Origin of the sequence: Actinoplanes sp. NPDC020271, assembly GCF_044388125.1 — a bacterium.
In the GTDB taxonomy this organism is placed as follows: Bacteria; Actinomycetota; Actinomycetes; order Mycobacteriales; family Micromonosporaceae; genus Actinoplanes.
In genome coordinates this window covers 844,146-860,951 of sequence record NZ_JBIRWQ010000001.1, presented here as the reverse complement: position 1 = coordinate 860,951, position 16,806 = coordinate 844,146, and the positions used below count along the sequence as shown (strand labels likewise).

At 70.2% G+C, this 16,806-nt stretch carries 10 protein-coding genes and 1 rRNA gene; 8 read left to right on the top strand and 3 right to left on the bottom strand.

The genetic code is table 11. The features are described from left to right. Positions 1–139 precede the first annotated feature (139 nt). Positions 140–256, top strand: a 5S ribosomal RNA gene (rrf, locus tag ACH442_RS03790). A 156-nt stretch (positions 257–412) separates the two neighbouring features. Here rrf and ACH442_RS03785 read toward each other — a convergent pair. Continuing rightward, positions 413–1,096, bottom strand: a complete 684-nt coding sequence (locus tag ACH442_RS03785; RefSeq protein WP_396121000.1) for a hypothetical protein — start codon at positions 1,094–1,096, stop codon at positions 413–415. 92 nt (positions 1,097–1,188) lie between these two features. Here ACH442_RS03785 and ACH442_RS03780 point away from each other — a divergent pair, with 92 nt between their 5' ends. Genes ACH442_RS03780 through ACH442_RS03770 form a run of 3 tightly spaced genes read left to right on the top strand, consistent with a single transcriptional unit; the run spans position 1,189 to position 5,601 of the window. Beyond that, positions 1,189–3,828 carry a valine--tRNA ligase gene (locus ACH442_RS03780; RefSeq protein ID WP_396120999.1) on the top strand — a complete coding sequence of 880 codons (2,640 nt, stop codon included), beginning with the start codon at positions 1,189–1,191 and terminating at the stop codon, positions 3,826–3,828. Between the two features lie 49 nt (positions 3,829–3,877). Beyond that, the gene (locus ACH442_RS03775; protein WP_396120998.1) at positions 3,878–5,203 is read left to right on the top strand and encodes a bifunctional folylpolyglutamate synthase/dihydrofolate synthase; all 1,326 of its coding nucleotides are present in this window, start codon (positions 3,878–3,880) and stop codon (positions 5,201–5,203) included. Beyond that, complete coding sequence (locus ACH442_RS03770; protein ID WP_396120997.1) at positions 5,200–5,601, top strand: DUF4233 domain-containing protein; 402 nt, start codon at positions 5,200–5,202, stop codon at positions 5,599–5,601. The genes ACH442_RS03775 and ACH442_RS03770 overlap by 4 nt, the downstream gene beginning before the upstream one ends. A 50-nt stretch (positions 5,602–5,651) precedes the next feature. On the opposite strand, the gene ACH442_RS03765 is transcribed toward ACH442_RS03770, so the two are convergent. Beyond that, positions 5,652–8,852 carry a VOC family protein gene (locus ACH442_RS03765; protein ID WP_396120996.1) on the bottom strand — a complete coding sequence of 1,067 codons (3,201 nt, stop codon included), beginning with the start codon at positions 8,850–8,852 and terminating at the stop codon, positions 5,652–5,654. Between the two features lie 247 nt (positions 8,853–9,099). Here ACH442_RS03765 and ndk point away from each other — a divergent pair, with 247 nt between their 5' ends. From ndk to ACH442_RS03745, 4 genes are all read left to right on the top strand, one after another. Beyond that, positions 9,100–9,516 carry a nucleoside-diphosphate kinase gene (ndk, locus tag ACH442_RS03760; RefSeq protein WP_396120995.1) on the top strand — a complete coding sequence of 139 codons (417 nt, stop codon included), beginning with the start codon at positions 9,100–9,102 and terminating at the stop codon, positions 9,514–9,516. Between the two features lie 102 nt (positions 9,517–9,618). Beyond that, entirely contained in the window at positions 9,619–11,148 is a 1,530-nt protein-coding gene (locus ACH442_RS03755) for an alkaline phosphatase D family protein (protein WP_396120994.1), read from the top strand. A 261-nt stretch (positions 11,149–11,409) separates the two neighbouring features. After that, positions 11,410–14,520 carry an isoleucine--tRNA ligase gene (ileS, locus tag ACH442_RS03750; RefSeq protein ID WP_396120993.1) on the top strand — a complete coding sequence of 1,037 codons (3,111 nt, stop codon included), beginning with the start codon at positions 11,410–11,412 and terminating at the stop codon, positions 14,518–14,520. A 141-nt stretch (positions 14,521–14,661) separates the two neighbouring features. Next, the gene (locus tag ACH442_RS03745) at positions 14,662–15,333 is read left to right on the top strand and encodes a lysophospholipid acyltransferase family protein (RefSeq protein ID WP_396121037.1); all 672 of its coding nucleotides are present in this window, start codon (positions 14,662–14,664) and stop codon (positions 15,331–15,333) included. On the opposite strand, the gene ACH442_RS03740 is transcribed toward ACH442_RS03745, so the two are convergent. Beyond that, the gene (locus ACH442_RS03740) at positions 15,330–16,655 is read right to left on the bottom strand and encodes a hypothetical protein (RefSeq protein WP_396120992.1); all 1,326 of its coding nucleotides are present in this window, start codon (positions 16,653–16,655) and stop codon (positions 15,330–15,332) included. The genes ACH442_RS03745 and ACH442_RS03740 overlap by 4 nt on opposite strands. Between the last annotated feature and the right edge of the window lie 151 nt (positions 16,656–16,806).

Genomic DNA, 16,806 nt, shown 5'->3' with positions numbered 1-16,806 from the left:
TTGAGTTGACCGGTACTAATAGGCCGAGGGCTTAACCATCTAATACTTTGTGTTCTGCGTCCACTGTGTGATTCACAGCAAACGAACAACCACCCCGGTCTTCAGGACGGGTTGCTGGTTGTGTTTCGCTGATGGCTGTTTCGGTGGTCATAGCGGAGGGGAAACGCCCGGTTACATTCCGAACCCGGTAGCTAAGCCCTCCAGCGCCGATGGTACTGCACTCGGGAGGGTGTGGGAGAGTAGGACGCCGCCGGACTCAACTTCGAGAAACGCCCACCCGGGTAACGGGTGGGCGTTTCTTTTTGCCTGCCTCCAAGGCGTGCCGGCTGAGCAGTGCTTGTGAAAACGTCCCGCACCCGGAAACCCGGGCGCGGGGCGTTTTTGCGTTTGGTTGCGGCTTGTGGGGCGTACGTCAATTGCGGGTCTGAATTGATTTTCGAATTTGGAGCATGAGGGGGGCTGCTTCGGATTCGGAGCGGCCCGGGAACATTGCCAGGGCGAGACTTCCGTGATCGGCCCAGCCGCAGATGGGCAGGTCCTTGCCGTCGCTGACGGTGGTTCCGCACTTCATCGAGCCGCCGAGCGGACCGGCGTCGACGTCGTGCACGCCGGTGACCGAGCCCTGCTCGTCAGAAAAGAGATCGAACGAGGTCTTGAGGTCTTTGTCCGGGCTCCAGATCAGTGTGGTCCCGCCGAGGAAAAGGACGTCCTTGTCGGCGGCGCCGCTGTAGACCGCGCCGACGGTCTTGTCCAAGTCGACCTCGGCGGAGAGCGCGGTCTGCAGATAGTCCGCGGTGTCCTGGGCGCCCGGCGAGTTGTCGAGACTGAGCTCGCCGATCGTGGCCGGCAGGTTGAGCGTGACGTCGCGCTCGGAGTTGATCTGCCAGTAGAACCAGCCGAGCGCGGCCACGCCGGCGACGCCGACGGTCAGCAGCGAGGCCAGAAGGATCGTGCGGGTGCGGCGGCGACCCGGGCTGAGCGGCTCGGCGCGGTCAGCCTCGTCGTCATCCACCAGGCTGAACGGCGTTTCCTGGATCTCGATCGCCGGCTCGGGATCGCTCGGAGAGCCGGGAGAGGGCGGGCCGGTTTCGGACATCAGGCGAGCCTACCGTTGTCCACAGGCAGCACTTGTCCACAGGTCGGCAGTGCGAATTCCAGGTCGCGAGCAGGAATCCGTAGACTTGCTGCGTGACCGACACGACCGATACCCGCACTCCCGACAGCCGGCCCACCGGTGGCCTCTCCGCTCAGTACCAGCCGGGCGACGTAGAGCAGTCGCGATACGAGCGGTGGGTATCGGAGGGCTATTTCACGGCCGATCCGAAGAGTGACAAGCCCCCGTTCACGATCGTCATCCCGCCGCCGAATGTCACCGGTTCACTGCACGTGGGCCACGCCCTCGACCACACGATCCAGGACACCTTGGTCCGGCTCAAGCGCATGCAGGGCTTCGAGGTGCTCTGGCTGCCCGGCATGGACCACGCCGGCATCGCCACGCAGAACGTGGTGGAGCGCAAGCTCGCCGAGCAGCAGCTGTCCCGGCACGACCTGGGCCGCGAGAAGTTCGTGGAGAAGGTGTGGGAGTGGAAGGCCGAGTCCGGTGGCGCGATCCTCGGGCAGATGCGGCGGCTGGGCGACTCCGTCGACTGGAGCCGTGAGCGCTTCACCATGGACGAGGGGCTGTCCCGGGCCGTCCAGACGATCTTCAAGCGGCTGTACGACGACGGGCTGATCTACCGGGCGAACCGGATCATCAACTGGTGCCCGCGCTGCCTGACCGCGCTCAGCGACATCGAGGTGGAGCACACCAACGACGAGGGCGAGCTCGTCTCCATCCGCTACGGCGAGGGGGAGAACAGCATCGTCGTCGCCACCACGCGCGCGGAGACGATGCTCGGCGACACGGCGGTGGCCGTGCACCCTGACGACGAGCGGTACAAGCACCTGGTCGGCACCGAGGTCGAGCTGCCGCTGACCGGGCGGCGCATCCCGATCGTGGCGGACGAGCACGTCGACCCGGCGTTCGGCACCGGCGCGGTCAAGGTGACCCCGGCGCACGACCCGAACGACTTCGAGATCGGTCAGCGGCACAACCTGCCCAGCCTGACCGTCATGGACGAGCGTGCGGTGATCACGGTGCCGGGTCCGTTCGAAGGGCTGGACCGGTACGAGGCACGGCCGGCCGTCGTCGCCGCTCTGCGGGAGCAGGGGCGGATCGTGGCGGAGAAGCGGCCGTACGAGCACTCGGTCGGCCACTGCTCGCGCTGCAAGACGACCGTCGAGCCGCGGCTGTCGCTGCAGTGGTTCGTCAACACCACGCCGCTGGCCAAGGCGGCCGGCGACGCTGTGCGTGACGGCCGGGTCCGGATCGAGCCGGAGGAGTTGTCGAAGCGGTACTTCGCCTGGGTCGACAACATGCACGACTGGTGCATCTCGCGTCAGCTGTGGTGGGGTCACCGCATCCCGGTGTGGTACGGGCCGAACGACGAGGTCGTCTGCGTCGGGCCGGACGAGGAGCCGCCCACCGGTGAGGGCTGGCGCCAGGACGAGGACGTGCTGGACACCTGGTTCTCCTCGGGCCTGTGGCCGTTCTCCACGCTGGGCTGGCCGGACCGGACCGCCGAGCTGGAGAAGTTCTACCCGACCAGCGTGCTGGTCACCGGCTACGACATCCTTTTCTTCTGGGTTGCCCGGATGATGATGTTCGGGCTCTACGCGATGGACGACAAGCAGCCGTTCGACGTGGTGAACCTGCACGGCATGGTGCGCGACCAGTTCGGCAAGAAGATGTCGAAGTCGTTCGGCAACGTGGTCGACCCGCTGGACTGGATCGAGCGTTACGGTGCTGACGCCACCCGCTTCACGCTGGCCCGCGGCGCCAACCCCGGCTCCGACGTGCCGATCAGCGAGGAGTGGTGCCAGGGCTCGCGCAACTTCTGCAACAAGCTGTGGAACGCGACCCGCTTCGCGCTGATGAACGGCGCGACGGTCGAGGGCGACCTGCCCGCGCCGAGCGAGCTCAGCACGATCGACAAGTGGATCCTGTCGCGCCTGCAGCACACCGTCTCCGAGGTCAACGAGCAGTTCGACTCGTACGAGTACGCGAAGGTCTGCGACACGCTCTACCACTTCGCGTGGGACGACGTGTGTGACTGGTACGTCGAGCTGAGCAAGCCGGTGCTGGCGCAGGACACCCCGGAGGCGGCGCGCAGCCGGCGGGTCCTCGGGCACGTGCTCGACCAGCTGCTGCGCCTGCTGCACCCGGTCATCCCGTTCGTCACCGAGGAACTGTGGATCGCACTGACCGGCGGCGAGACGATCACGTTCGCGACCTGGCCGTCGATCGACCACGCGCTGGTCGACGACGCCGCCGAGGAGGAACTGGCCGCCCTGCAGAAGGTGGTCACCGAGGTCCGGCGGTTCCGGTCCGACCAGGGGCTCAAGCCGAGCCAGCGGGTCTCGGCCGCGCTGACCGGGCTGGGCAACGTCGGGATCGACACGCACGAGGCGTTGATCCGCTCCCTGGTCCGGCTCGACGCGCCGGCCGCGGACTTCACCGCCACCGCCACGCTGGCGGTGACCGGTGGGATCACCGTCGACCTGGACACCCGCGGGGCGATCGACGTGGCCGCCGAGCGGGCGCGCCTGGAGAAGGACCGGGCGGCCGCCGAGAAGGAGGCCGCGCAGTGCCGGGGCAAACTCGGCAACGAGGCGTTCGTGGGCAAGGCGCCGGAGGCCGTCGTCGCGAAGATCAAGGACCGGCTGGCGACCGCCGAGGCCGATCTGGTCCGGATCGCCGCCGCGCTGGAAGCGCTGCCGGCGGCGTGACTTTTTGTGTGGGGCCGCGGCCTGCGGCCCCAGCCGAGGAAAGCTGGACATGAGCGAGTACACCGAGGTCGAGGCCGCGCTCAACGAGCGCGGTTTCACCCGCATGGTCTTCGACATGCAGAAGATCCGGGATCTGATGGACGTGCTGGGCAGCCCGCAGCGGGCGTACCCGGCGATCCATCTGACCGGCACGAACGGCAAGACCAGCACCGCGCGCATGATCGACGCGCTGCTCCGGGCGTGCGGCCTGCACACCGGGCGGTACACCAGCCCGCACCTGGAGACGGTCCGCGAGCGGATCAGCCTGGACGGGGAGCCGGTCTCCGAGGAGCGGCTCGTCGCCACGTACCAGGAGATCGCGCCGCTCGCCGAGCTGATCGACGCGCGCAACACCGAGCCGCTCACGTACTTCGACATGACCACCGCCATGGCGTACGCGGCGTTCGCTGACGCGCCGGTGGACATCGCGGTCGTCGAGGTCGGCCTCGGCGGCGAGGAAGACGCCACCAACGTCATCGAGGCGGGGGTGTGCGTGATGACCCCGATCGGGCTGGACCACACCGAGTGGCTCGGCGACACGATCGAGGACATCGCCTGGGCCAAGGCCGGCATCATCCACAAGGGCGCCACGGTGATCACCGCGCTGCAGACCGAGGAGGCCATGCGGCCGATCCTCGAGCGCTGCGCGGAGATGGGCGCGACCCTGGCCCGCGAGGGCAACGAGTTCGGCGTGGTCCAGCGCACCCAGGCGGTCGGCGGGCAGGTGCTCGTCCTGCAAGGGCTGGGCGGCGTCTACGAGGAGATCTTCCTGCCACTGTTCGGCGCGCACCAGGCCCAGAACGCGGCGATCGCACTGGCCGCGGTCGAGGCGTTCCTCGGGGCCGGCCCGGGCAAGCAGATCGACATCGAGCTGATCCGTGAGGGCTTCGCCCAGGTCGACTCGCCCGGCCGGCTGGAGCGGGTGCGCAGCGCGCCGGCCATCCTGCTGGACGGTGCGCACAACCCGCACGGTATGGCGGCCACGGTCACCGCGCTGGAGGAGGAGTTCAGCTTCCGGCACCTGGTCGTGGTGCTCGCGGTGCTCGGCGACAAGGACGCGACCGGACTGCTCGACCTGCTGGAGCCGGTCGCGGCGCGGATCGTGGTGACGCAGAACAGCTCGCCGCGGTCGATGCCGGCGGCCGAGCTGGCGCAACTGGCGATCAACGTGTTCGGGGAGGACCGGGTGGCGATCGCCGAGACCATGCCGGACGCGATCGAGGAAGCGGTGGTGCTCGCCGAGGAGGACGCGTCCGGCGAGCTCAGCGGCGTCGGAGTGCTGATCACCGGCTCGGTGGTCACCGTCGCCGACGCGCGGAGACTGCTCAAGCGATGACCGAACCGGAGGAGAACGCGATGCCGGTGGAGGGCGAGGCGGGCGCCGCGACGCGGCGTTCCGGGTTGAAGAACCCCGAAGCAGCCGTACGAGGGTTGGGGGCGGGCACACTCGCACTCGAGGCGATCGTGCTGCTCCTGGCTATCCAGCCGATCCGCATCCTCGGTGTGAACCTGAGCGGCTGGCAGATCGGCGTGGTGATCGGGCTGGCGGTGATCGCGGCGGTGCTCGCCGGGTGCATGCGACGGCCGTGGGGCTGGAACGCGGGGTCGGCGCTTCAGGTGCTCCTGCTGGCGAGTGGACTGGTGGTGCACTGGTCACTCGGCGCGCTCGGCGTGATCTTCGGGTTGGCGTGGGTGTACGCGTCGTACGTACGGAAATCGATCTTGAGTTCTTGATCTTCGGTTTGTGAAAAGGGGAGCCACCGTGGTGGCTCCCCTTTTTCGTGTCAGGCCTCGGACTCGGGGCGGATGGCACGCCACTGCGTGATGGCGATGTTGTGGTTGTCCGGGTCACGGAACGTGGCCGACCACAACTCCAGCTTGTCGCCGCGGTTCACCGGGCGCGGGGAGTGGACGAACTTGACGCCCTTCGCCTTCAATTCGTCGTGCACCGCCTCGATGTCGCCGACCTCCAGGTTCAGGTAGATCAGGCGGCCGGCCTCCGCGGACAGGTTCGGGACGGAGCGCAGGACCACGCGGGTGTCCCCGGAAGCCAGGACCGAACTGCCGTCGCCGGTGTCGATCTCGAAGAAGCCGAGAGTGTCGCGGTAGAAGACGATCGACCGGGCCAGGTCCGTGACCAGGATCGTGATGCCCACGCCGTGGATCGCGCCGGCCGGGCCCGGGCGGGCACTGGGGTAGGCGGTGATCACCTCGGCGGCGTGGATGTCGGGTTCCTGGCGGCCGGAGAAATCGGCCCAAGGGCTTCCGGTGGGCTTGGCGGGGGGCGCCTTCTCCTCGGACACCGTGGACGCCGTGGACGCCGTGGACGCCGTGGACACCGCGGGCTCGTCGGGGGGCGGGGCATCCGCGGCGTTCGGCTCGGTCGCGGGTGCTTCCGCGGCCTGTGGCTCGGTCAGAGGTGCTTCCGCGGCGTTCGGCTCGGTCGAGGACGTTTCCGCGGCCTTCGGCTCGGTCGCAGGTGCCTTCGTGGCCTTCGGTTCGGTCGCAGGTGCCTCCGTGGCCTTCGGTTCGGTCGTGGGTGTATCCGCGGCGGGGAACGTCGGCCGGACAGGAGGTGCAGGCTCGGCGGCGGGGGGAGCGACCACCCCGGCGGCGACCGCGGAGGCGGCTTGTGGGGTGGACTCCGGAGGCGGCTCCGGGTTGTCGTCCAGTGGGATGTCGACCTCGTCCTCGGGGAGGATCGGGCCGGTCGGGCGCCGGGTGGACGGTTCCGGCGCGGTGGGGAAAGGGCGATCCGGCGCCGGGGCGGTCGGTGGGGGTGCCACCGCGGTCGGGGTGTGGGCCGCAGTCGCTACGGTCGGCTCCGGGGTGGGCCTGGAGCGGTGCGGGGGTGCCGGGGTGGCCGGTTCGTCCGGGGCCGGGGGATAGGCGCTGGCGGGGAAGGCCACCGGGGGATGGTCGGGCTCATCGGTCACCGGGAAAGCGGCCTCGGGCGACCCGGTGCCGGGGGTCGGCTCCGGGGTGTCCGTGGCACCGGGCTGGGTGACGAAGCGGGTTCGGCCCGAATGGGTGGACCGCGGAGCGGGCGCGGGGGTGGCGGCCGGCTGCGCGGGTTCGTCGAGGTCCAGGTCGATCAGGGGATCGGTGTCGGGGCTCGACTCGGACGAGGTGCGCTGCGCGGGTGGGCGGCCGGGGGTCTGCGGCCTGGTGGCCGGGGATTCGACCGTGGCGGTTGCGGCGCTGGAGCGGGGCTTGGGGCTCGGCCGGGAACCCGGTGGGCGGGCGGACGGGGTTCGGGGTGCGGTGCTGGTCGCTCCGGTGGCCACGCCGGCCGCGAAAGCGGTGGCTGTGGCGGCGCCGCCGGACGACTGGTAACCGGGAGCCGGTGAGCTCGGTGCGGAAGCGGCGGGGCCGGAGCGGGCTGGGTAAGCGGCGGGTGCCGGGCCGCTCGAGGCAGAGGCCGCTGGGCCGGAGGGGGCCGGGCTGGAAGGTGCTGGGCCGGAGGGGGCCGGGCTGGAAGGTGCTGGGCCGGAGGGGGCCGGGCTGGAAGGCGCTGGGCTGGAGGGGGCCGGGCTGGAAGGCGCTGGGCTGGAGGGGGCCGGGCTGGCGGAAGATGGACCGGAGGGCGCCGGGCGCGAAGGCGCTGGGCTGGAGGGGGCGGCAGCTCCGCTCGGGGCTGGTGACGACGGTGACGCGGCGGGACGCGGCGGCGGTGGATAGTCCGAGCCGGTCGGCGTCGACGGTGCCGGCCGGCCTCGCCCGGGGCCGGGTGGCGGCGGGAAGTCGATCGAGTCGGAGTCGTCGACGCGGCGCCGGGGTGAGCCCGGGGCCGGGGGCGGCGGGAAGTCGTCGCCGAGAGGGACCCGCGCGGCCCTGGCGCCGGCGGCGGGCGGTGGCGGGAAGTCGATCGAGTCCGAGTCGTCGGAGGGACGGCTGGGCGCTCCGGGGCCGGGCGGCGGCGGGTAGCTGGCCGAGGGCCAGGCGTCGGAGGACGCACCTGACCCGGGCCGGGTGCTGCCGGACGGTGCCTTGGAACGCCGGGAGGCGGCCGGAGCGGCCCCCGCCTGGTCGGCGAACGCAGCAGCGCGCGATGCGTCGGAGGCGGCCGGCGCGGGAGACGGTGCCGGCGCGGCCGGCGCGGGAGACGGCGCCGAGGGCGATGCCGCCGGGGCCTGAGCCGAGGTGGCGGTGGAGCGCTCGTCAGCGGGCTGGGAGTCAGCGGGCTGGGAGTCAGCGGGCTGGGAGTCAGCGGGCTGGGAGTCAGCGGGCTGGGAGTCAGCGGGCTGCGGGTCGGCCGCGGCCGTCGGCTCTTCCGGTGAGTCCAGGTCGATCGGGTCGAAGCCGACCGGATCGGTGTCGGCCGCCGCGAAATCGCCCGCCTCCGAGCGCGGCCCGTTCCCGGCCCGCCGCGGCAGCGGTGTCGACGGCGCCTCGTCACCGACCAGCTGGCCTTCGAGGACCGGCCCGTCCGGGGTGTCCCGGACCACCACCGGGGTGGTGACGCGCGTCTCCTCGTACCCCGTGGGGGGCTCCTCGGTGGTCCAGTCGTCGTCCCGGCTCTCCCACGGGCCGGGGGCGACCGCGCCGAGCACGTCGTCGTCCTCGGTGTCCTCCGCGTCGGCGCCGTAGTCGGGCTGCTCGGGCGGGGGCGGGTCGCCGGCCGCGCCGACGTCCGGCGCGTCCTTCCAGTTGATGCGGACCCGGCGGGTGTCGTCGACGTCGACGGTGATCGGCACGGTCGAGCCGATCACCGGCCATTTCGCGACCGGCACCCGGCCGTCCCGGATCACCTTGTCGAAGGTGCCGAGGCCGGGGGCGACGACGATGGCCTGGATCTCGGCCCGCCCGTACGCCCCGGCGAGCGGGGGTGGGCTGATGTTGAGGATCTCCGCGTTGCCGGCCACGGTGGCCCGCCCGCCTCGGCGCACGTTGCTCACCATCGCGAGGGCGATGGCTATCGCCAGCACGACGAAGCCGAGGATCGCCACCGGCCAGCTCAAGAGCCCGAGACCGTAAACGATCATAAAGACCGCGATCGTGCCCATGACCAACGCCACCAACTTGCGTGCCGGTGCGATGGGCCGGCCGGTCTGGTTCGCCACTGTGGACCTCCCGGTTGTTCCCGCTCAGGTTATGGCCCTGCGGTCACTGAGCGAAAGTGCGGCAGTACGGACATCGCCGCTCACCGTCCCGGAGGTACCGATAGGCTGAACCTCAGGCGTGTCGGCCTCGTTGCCCGTCAAGTCCTGTCGTCTCCGGAGGGGAACCCACGTGTCCAGCAACACCGAGCGTTCGCTCGTGCTCATCAAGCCTGACGCCGTCCGCCGCGGACTGCTCGGCGAGATTCTGTCGCGTTTCGAGCGTAAGGGCCTGGTCGTCGAGGCGCTGGAATTGCGCACGATGGACGCCGAGCTCGCCGACCAGCACTACGCCGAGCACGTGGAGAAGGCGTTCTACCCGCCGCTCAAGGAGTTCATGACCAGTGGCCCGCTGGCCGCGGTGGTGCTCTCCGGCGACGAGGTGATCGAGGTGGTCCGTGCGATGATCGGCGCGACCGACGGCCGCAAGGCCGCGGCCGGCACGATCCGTGGCGACTTCGCGCTGTCCAACCGGGAGAACCTGGTGCACGCCTCCGACTCGCCGGACAGTGCGAAGCGCGAGCTGGCGCTCTGGTTCCCGGGCCTCTGATCGACCGGCCTGACCGCTGCTGATCAGCGGCGCGGGCCGAGAGCAGGGGGAAGTTCAGAACCCGGCCACCTCGGGGCCACATGGGATCGATAGGCATCAGGCATGACTGCGATCTCGCGTAGGAATCTGTTGCGTGCCGGGGTGGCCGGCGGCGTGGCCGGGGCGCTGTTCGAGGCCCCGGCGTTCTCGAGTGCCGGCAGCCGTCCGGTGCTCACCCACGGCGTGCAGAGCGGTGACGCCACCGCGGACTCGGCGGTGGTCTGGACCCGGGCGGACCGGCCCGGCCGGCTCTGGGTGCAGGCCAGCCGCCGCCCCGACTTCCGCGGCTCGCGGGTGATCCGCGGCCCACTGGTCACCCCGGACACCGACTTCACCGGCAAGGTGCGGCTGCGCGGGCTGCCGTCCGGGGAGAAGGTCTACTACCGGGCGAGGGTGGAGAGCGCGGATCGGCCCGGGCTGTTCAGCCTGCCGGTGGACGGGACGTTCCGGACCGCGCCGACGCGCCGGAGCGACATCCGGTTCGTCTGGACCGGTGACGTGGTCGGTCAGGGCTGGGGCATCGACCCGAACTTCGGCGGGCTGAAGCTCTTCGAGTCGGCGCGACTGCGCAAGCCGGACTTCCTGCTGCACAGTGGGGACACCGTCTACGCCGACGGGCCGCTGACCGAGACGGTGACGCTGCCCGACGGGCGGATCTGGCGGAACCGGCTGACCGACGCGAAGCTGAAGGTCGCCGAGAGCCTCGACGAATATCGCGGGCAGTACGCGTACAACCTGCTCGACGACGCGTACAAGCGGTTCACCGCGGCGGTCCCGCAGATCAACCAGTGGGACGACCATGAGGTGCTGAACAACTGGTACCCGGGGGAGATCCTGGACGACGCCCGGTACACCGAGAAGCGGGTGGACGTGCTGGCGGCGCGGGCGCACCGGGCGTACCACGAGTGGGTGCCGACGCCGGCGTCGTCCGGGCCGGTGTATCGCAAGATCTCGTACGGGCCGCTGCTCGACGTCTTCGTGCTGGACATGCGCACGTTCAAGGACCCGAACACCGACGACACGTACGCCGACCCGAAGCGCGGCCTGCTCGGCGCGGCCCAGCGGCGGTGGCTGATCGACGGGCTCCGCACCAGCCGGGCGACCTGGAAGGTGATCGCCAACGACCTGCCGCTCGGACTGGTCGTGCCGGACTCCCCGGTCGGTCAGGAGGGGGTGGCGCAGGGCGACGGGGGTACCCCTGCGGGACGTGAGCTGGAGTTCGCCGAGGTGCTGCGGGCAGCGCACCGGCACGATGTGAGCGGCATCGTGTTCCTGACCGCGGACGTGCACTACACCGCGGCGCACCACTACGACCCTGCCCGGGCCGCGGTGCGGGACTTCACGCCGTTCTGGGAGTTCGTCTCCGGGCCGGCGCACGCGGGCGCGTTCGGGCCGAACCCGCTGGACCCGACGTTCGGGCCGGAGGCGGTCTTCGTGCACGCCCCGCCGGTGGCGAACACCTCGCCGGCGCTGGGCTACCAGCATTTCGGTGAGGTGGAGATCGACGGGCACTCCGGGGCGCTGACCGTTCACCTGCGTGATCGGGACGGAATCGCGCTCTGGTCGACGACGCTCACGGCGTACGGGAAATAGCTCTTGATCTTGATCTTGGGGTAATGCGGGTGAGGGAATCCCGGGGTGGCCGGTATCGTTGTCGGAACGCAGGCGACGAACCGGCCATCACCGGGGAGCCTCCGGAAGAACGAGCCTTCGGCTTCAGTAGAACCGGGCGATTCGGCACGCGCGTGAGCCGGTGAATGAGCGGGCGTCCCCGGAAAGGGGCGTCAAGCGAGGTGGTACCGCGGGCTGACGCTCGTCCTCGCAGTCATCTTCAATGACTGTTCGAGGAGCACCATGTATCCCAGACACACCGATGCGACGGGCGTTCCGGCTTCTCCGGATCTGCCCGCGGTCGAGCGGGCCGTGCTGGCGCACTGGGAGGCCGATCAGACCTTCGAGGCCTCGGTCCAGGCGCGATCGGCCGGGGAGAACGGCGGCAATGAATACGTCTTCTACGACGGGCCGCCGTTCGCCAATGGTCTCCCGCACTACGGGCATCTCTTCACCGGGTACGTGAAGGATGTCGTCCCGCGTTTTCGGACGATGCGCGGAAAGCGTGTCGAGCGCCGTTTCGGCTGGGACACGCACGGCATGCCGGCCGAGATCGAGGCCGAGAAGCAGCTCGGCATCACCAGCAAGGCGCAGATCCTCGAGCTCGGTATCGACAAGTTCAACGAGGCCTGCCGGACATCCGTGCTCGCCTATGCCGGCGAATGGCAGAAGTACGTCACGCGGCAGGCCCGCTGGGTCGATTTCGGCAACGACTACAAGACGCTCGACCCCAGTTACATGGAGTCGGTCATGTGGGCGTTCAAGACCCTTTTCGACAAGGGCCTGGTGTACGAGGGTTTCCGCGTTCTCGCCTACTGCTATCGCTGTGAGACGCCGCTCTCCAACACCGAGACGCGGATGGACGACGTCTACCGGGACCGGACCGATCCGGCTCTGACAGTAAGATTCCGGCTGGAGACGGGCGAGGACATCGCGGTCTGGACCACCACGCCGTGGACGCTGCCGTCGAACCTGGCACTGGCGGTCGGGCCTGACATCGAATATGGCGTCTTTTCCGACAAGGATGGACAGAAGCTCATCCTGGGTGCCGGGCGCGCGGGTGCCTACGCCAAGGAACTCGAAGGCTACGAGCAGGTCGGCACGCTGCAAGGCAGTGAGCTGGTCGGCCGCCGCTACACACCACTCTTCGACTACCTGGCGGAGCCCGCCGGGGAGAATGCCTTCCAGGTGCTCGGTGCCGACTTCGTGACCACCGAGGACGGTACGGGCGTCGTCCACCTGGCCCCGGCGTTCGGCGAGGACGACCAGAACACCTGCAACGCGGCCGGCATCCCGACCGTGGTCACCGTCGACGAACGGACCCGCTTCACCTCGCTCGTCCCGGACTTCGAGGGCGTGCAGGTCTTCGACGCCAACAAGCCGGTGATCGCCCGCCTCAAGGAGCGCGGCGTGGTCGTCCGGCACGACGGCTACACACACTCCTACCCGCACTGCTGGCGCTGCGACACGCCGCTCGTCTACAAGGCCGTGTCCTCGTGGTTCGTGGCGGTGACGAAGTTCCGCGACCGGATGGTCGAGCTGAACCAGGAGATCACCTGGACGCCGGCGCACATCAAGGACGGCTCGTTCGGCAAGTGGCTGGCGAACGCGCGGGACTGGTCGATCTCCCGGAACCGGTTCTGGGGCTCGCCGATCCCGGTGTGGAAGTCGGACGACCCGCAGTACCCGCGGGTGGACGTCTACGGGTCGTTCGAGGAGCTGTCGCGCGACTTCGGCGTGACCGTGACGGACCTGCACCGGCCGGGGGTGGACGAGCTGACCCGGCCCAACCCGGACGACCCGACCGGGAGGTCCGTCATGCGCCGCGTTCCCGAGGTGCTGGACTGCTGGTTCGAGTCCGGGTCGATGCCGTTCGCACAGGTGCACTACCCGTTCGAGAACAAGGACTGGTTCGAGCACCACTACCCGGGTGACTTCATCGTCGAGTACATCGGGCAGACGCGGGGCTGGTTCTACACCATGCATGTGCTGGCCACCGCGTTGTTCGACCGGCCGGCGTTCCGGAACTGCCTGAGTCACGGCATCCTGCTGGGCGAGGACGGGCGCAAGATGTCCAAGTCTTTGCGCAATTATCCGGACGTATATCGGGTCTTCGATACGTACGGCTCCGACGCCATGCGGTGGATGTTGATGTCGTCGCCGGTGCTCCGCGGTGGCGACATGCCGGTGACGGAGACCGCGATCCGGGACTCGGTGCGGCAGGTGCTGTTGCCGCTGTGGAACGTCTGGTACTTCTTCAGCCTCTACGCCAACGCTGCTGAGCATGTCGCGACACTTCGAACGGACTCCGAGCACCTTCTCGATCGCTACATCCTCGCCAAGACGGGTGAGCTGGTCGACGATGTCGCGAAAAAGATGGATCAATATGACATCTCGGGTGCGGCAGCCGACGTCCGCGCCTACCTCGACGCCCTGACCAACTGGTACGTCCGCCGCTCCCGCGACCGCTTCTGGGCCGGCGACCCGGACGCGTTCGACACCCTGGCCACCGTCCTGGAGACGCTCTGCCGAGTGGTCGCCCCGCTCGCCCCGCTCACCGCCGAGGAGATCTGGCGCGGCCTCACCGGCGACCGGTCGGTGCACCTGACCGACTGGCCGGACGCAAGCGCGTTCCCGGCCGACCACGACCTGGTCACGTCGATGGACGCGATCCGCGACGTGGCGTCGGCGGCGCTGTCGCTGCGCAAGGCGAAGGGGCTGCGGGTCCGCCTGCCGCTGGCCACGCTGACCGTCGCCTCGGCCGGCGGCAAGTCCCTGACCGGCCTCGGTGACCTGCTCCAGGACGAGGTCAACGTCAAGGACGTGGTCTTCACCGACGACGTCGCCGCGTACTGCCGGCAGGTGCTGACGGTCGTGCCCCGGGCGCTCGGCCCGCGGGTCGGCAAGCAGGTCCAGCAGGTGATCAAGGCGGTCAAGTCGGGCGACTGGGAGCTGGTGGGCGGCGCTCCGGTGGCGGCCGGCGTGACCCTGGCCGAGGGCGAGTTCGAGCTGCGGCTGATCGCCGCGGACGCGGAGAACTCGGCCCCGCTGCCGGCCGGTGCCGGCGTCGTCGTGCTGGACACCGCGGTCACGCCCGAGCTGGCCGCCGAGGGGGTGGCCCGGGACGTGATCCGGGTCGTGCAGCAGGCGCGGCGCGACGCCGGCCTGGACGTCTCGGACCGGATCGCGCTGGTGGTCGGCGCCTCGCCGGCGGTCCGGGCGGCGGTCGAGGCGCACCGGGAGTTCGTCGCCGGTGAGACGTTGGCCACCGCGCTGACGTTCGGCGGCGCCGCGGGATTCGCCGGTGAGGTCGGCGACGGGGAACAGATCACCGTTACCGTCACACCCGTGTGAGATAACCGACTGGCCCGGATGTTCGCCTGACGCGGCGAATGTCCGGGCCTGGCGCAAGATCAATAGTCCACGGCGGGCCTGCGTCCGATAACCTCTCCTCACCCCTCAACTTCGTTTTTGCACTGGTCATCGGAGGACGAGTTGCCCCTGATCTACTCGATCGGCAAGCTCACCGTCGGCAATGCGCTGATGGTCGGCTGGAAGCCGCGCATCGAGGGCCTCGAGCACATACCGAAGACCGGCGGCGCGATCTTCGCCGGGAACCACCTCTCCGTCGCCGACGAGCTGTTCCTCGGTGCCGCCGTGCCGCGCCACCTGGCCTTCTGGGCCAAGTCGGACTACTTCGTGGGCAAGGGCGTGAAGGGTTTCCTCTCCCGGAAACTGATGGAGGGCCTCGGCGCCATCCGGGTCGAGCGCGCCGGTGGCCGGGCCGCGCTCACCGCGTTCGACGCCGCGATCCCCGCGCTCAAGGGCGGCGATCTGGTCGCCGTCTACCCGGAGGGCACCCGCTCGCCGGACGGCCGGCTCTACCGCGGCCGCACCGGCGTGGCCCGGCTGGCGACCGCGGCCGGTGTCCCGATCATCCCGGTCGGCGTGATCGGCACCGAGGAGGTCCAGCCGATCGGCCAGATGTACCCGAAGCTGATGCGCGGGCACGTCACGGTCAAGTTCGGCAAGCCGATCGAGACAATCGGCCGCTCCGAGGACCGGACATCGCTGCGCGAGCTCACCGACCAGGTGATGGGCGAGATCCAGAAGCTCACCGGCCAGGAGTACGTGCCGCGTTACGCCCCGCCGAAACGCGAGGACTAGGCCCCGAATTTCGGCGTCAGCACCTCCCCGCGCAGGTCGGCCACGAGTTCGGCGCTCTCGGACACCGAGCGACGGGTCAGCAGCACGGTGGCCATGCTGCCGTGGTCGGCCCACGTGCAGATCACCGTCGACGTGCCGTTCACCCGGCCGGTGCCGCAGGTCTCGAACGCACCGAACTCGTTCATGTCGAAATCCTGCACGCCGGTCAGCTTCACGTCACCGGTGAGCCGCACCAGCTGCCCGTTCACGTCCGCCTGCGGGGTGAAGCGCCAGCCGGTGACGCCGTAGAGGGTCACCCGCTTGCCGCCGGCGTCGCCGTAGACGCCGGCGAACGCCTGCCCCTCGGAACCCGCCGCGGCCAGCTGGTCGGCCAGCTTGTCGACGGCCTGCCGACTGGCGTCGTCGACGCGTAGCCGCAGGTCACCGACGCGGTCCGGCAACTGGGCGGTGACCGGGAACTGGCCCAGGACGGGCCACTGCTCGTAGGCGTAAGGGGCGCCGAACCACAGCGCCGCCAGGACCGCGACAGCCGGCATGAGCCGCCGCAGACGCCGGCGCTTGCGGCGCGGACGCGGCGGAGCCCACGACGGACGGTTCGCCCCGGGCCGGCTCGCCGGTGGTCTCGGCTGCACCGGGATCCGAGTCGGCGCCGGGCCCGCGGCCGGCTTGCGGAACCAGCCGCGAGATTGCGCTTGCCCACCCCCGGAAGACGATTGCGGGGGTACGGCGGCAGGAGCGCCCGCGCTGCCCTTGCCGCCCGCCTTGGCATTCCGTGCCTGCGCGACCTCGGCTGCTTTCACTCCTAGGTCGTCGAGGAGCGCCTTCACCTTCGCCGGAAGGTCCACCTTCTCCGCGGCGGCCGGCCCTGCGTGGGCCGGACCTGCGGCGGTTGGACCTGCGGCGGTTGGACCGGCGGCGGTGGGACCCGCGGCGGTGGGTGGTGCCGTGGCGGTGGGCGCGACCGGAGCGTCGAGGCGGGTCGGCGGCATGGTCACGGGCGGCATGTCGAAGCGTGTCGGCGGCATCTCGGTGGCCGCGAAGAGGTTCTCGGTCGTCCAGACCGGAGTGTCCTGCCCGGCCCACGGATCGACGGCCGGCATCGTCGCCCAGTAGTCGTCCGGCTCGGGCTCGGGGTGCCCGCCGACCCGGTCGACGAGCCGCCCCCACAGCGACCGCCGGGGTCCGCCCTCCGGAACCGCCGCCGCCCCGAGCCACCGCGGTGGCAGCACGCCCGTCGGCGGCTCGTCGGAGGAACCGGCCACGCGGGTCGGATCGGGCATTCCGGTGGCCGGGGTGTGTACTCCCGACTCCGTGTCAGCCATTGTCGTCGATCTCCTTCTCCGGGCCGGCAGCGCGCGTCTTCCACCAGGTTAGGCACGGTGCGCCAGAGGGACGGCCGAGCAGATTCCGGCCGACGGACACGAATGGCGGACAACGGGGGCGATGTGCGAAACGCTCCGGAGTCGTATGGTT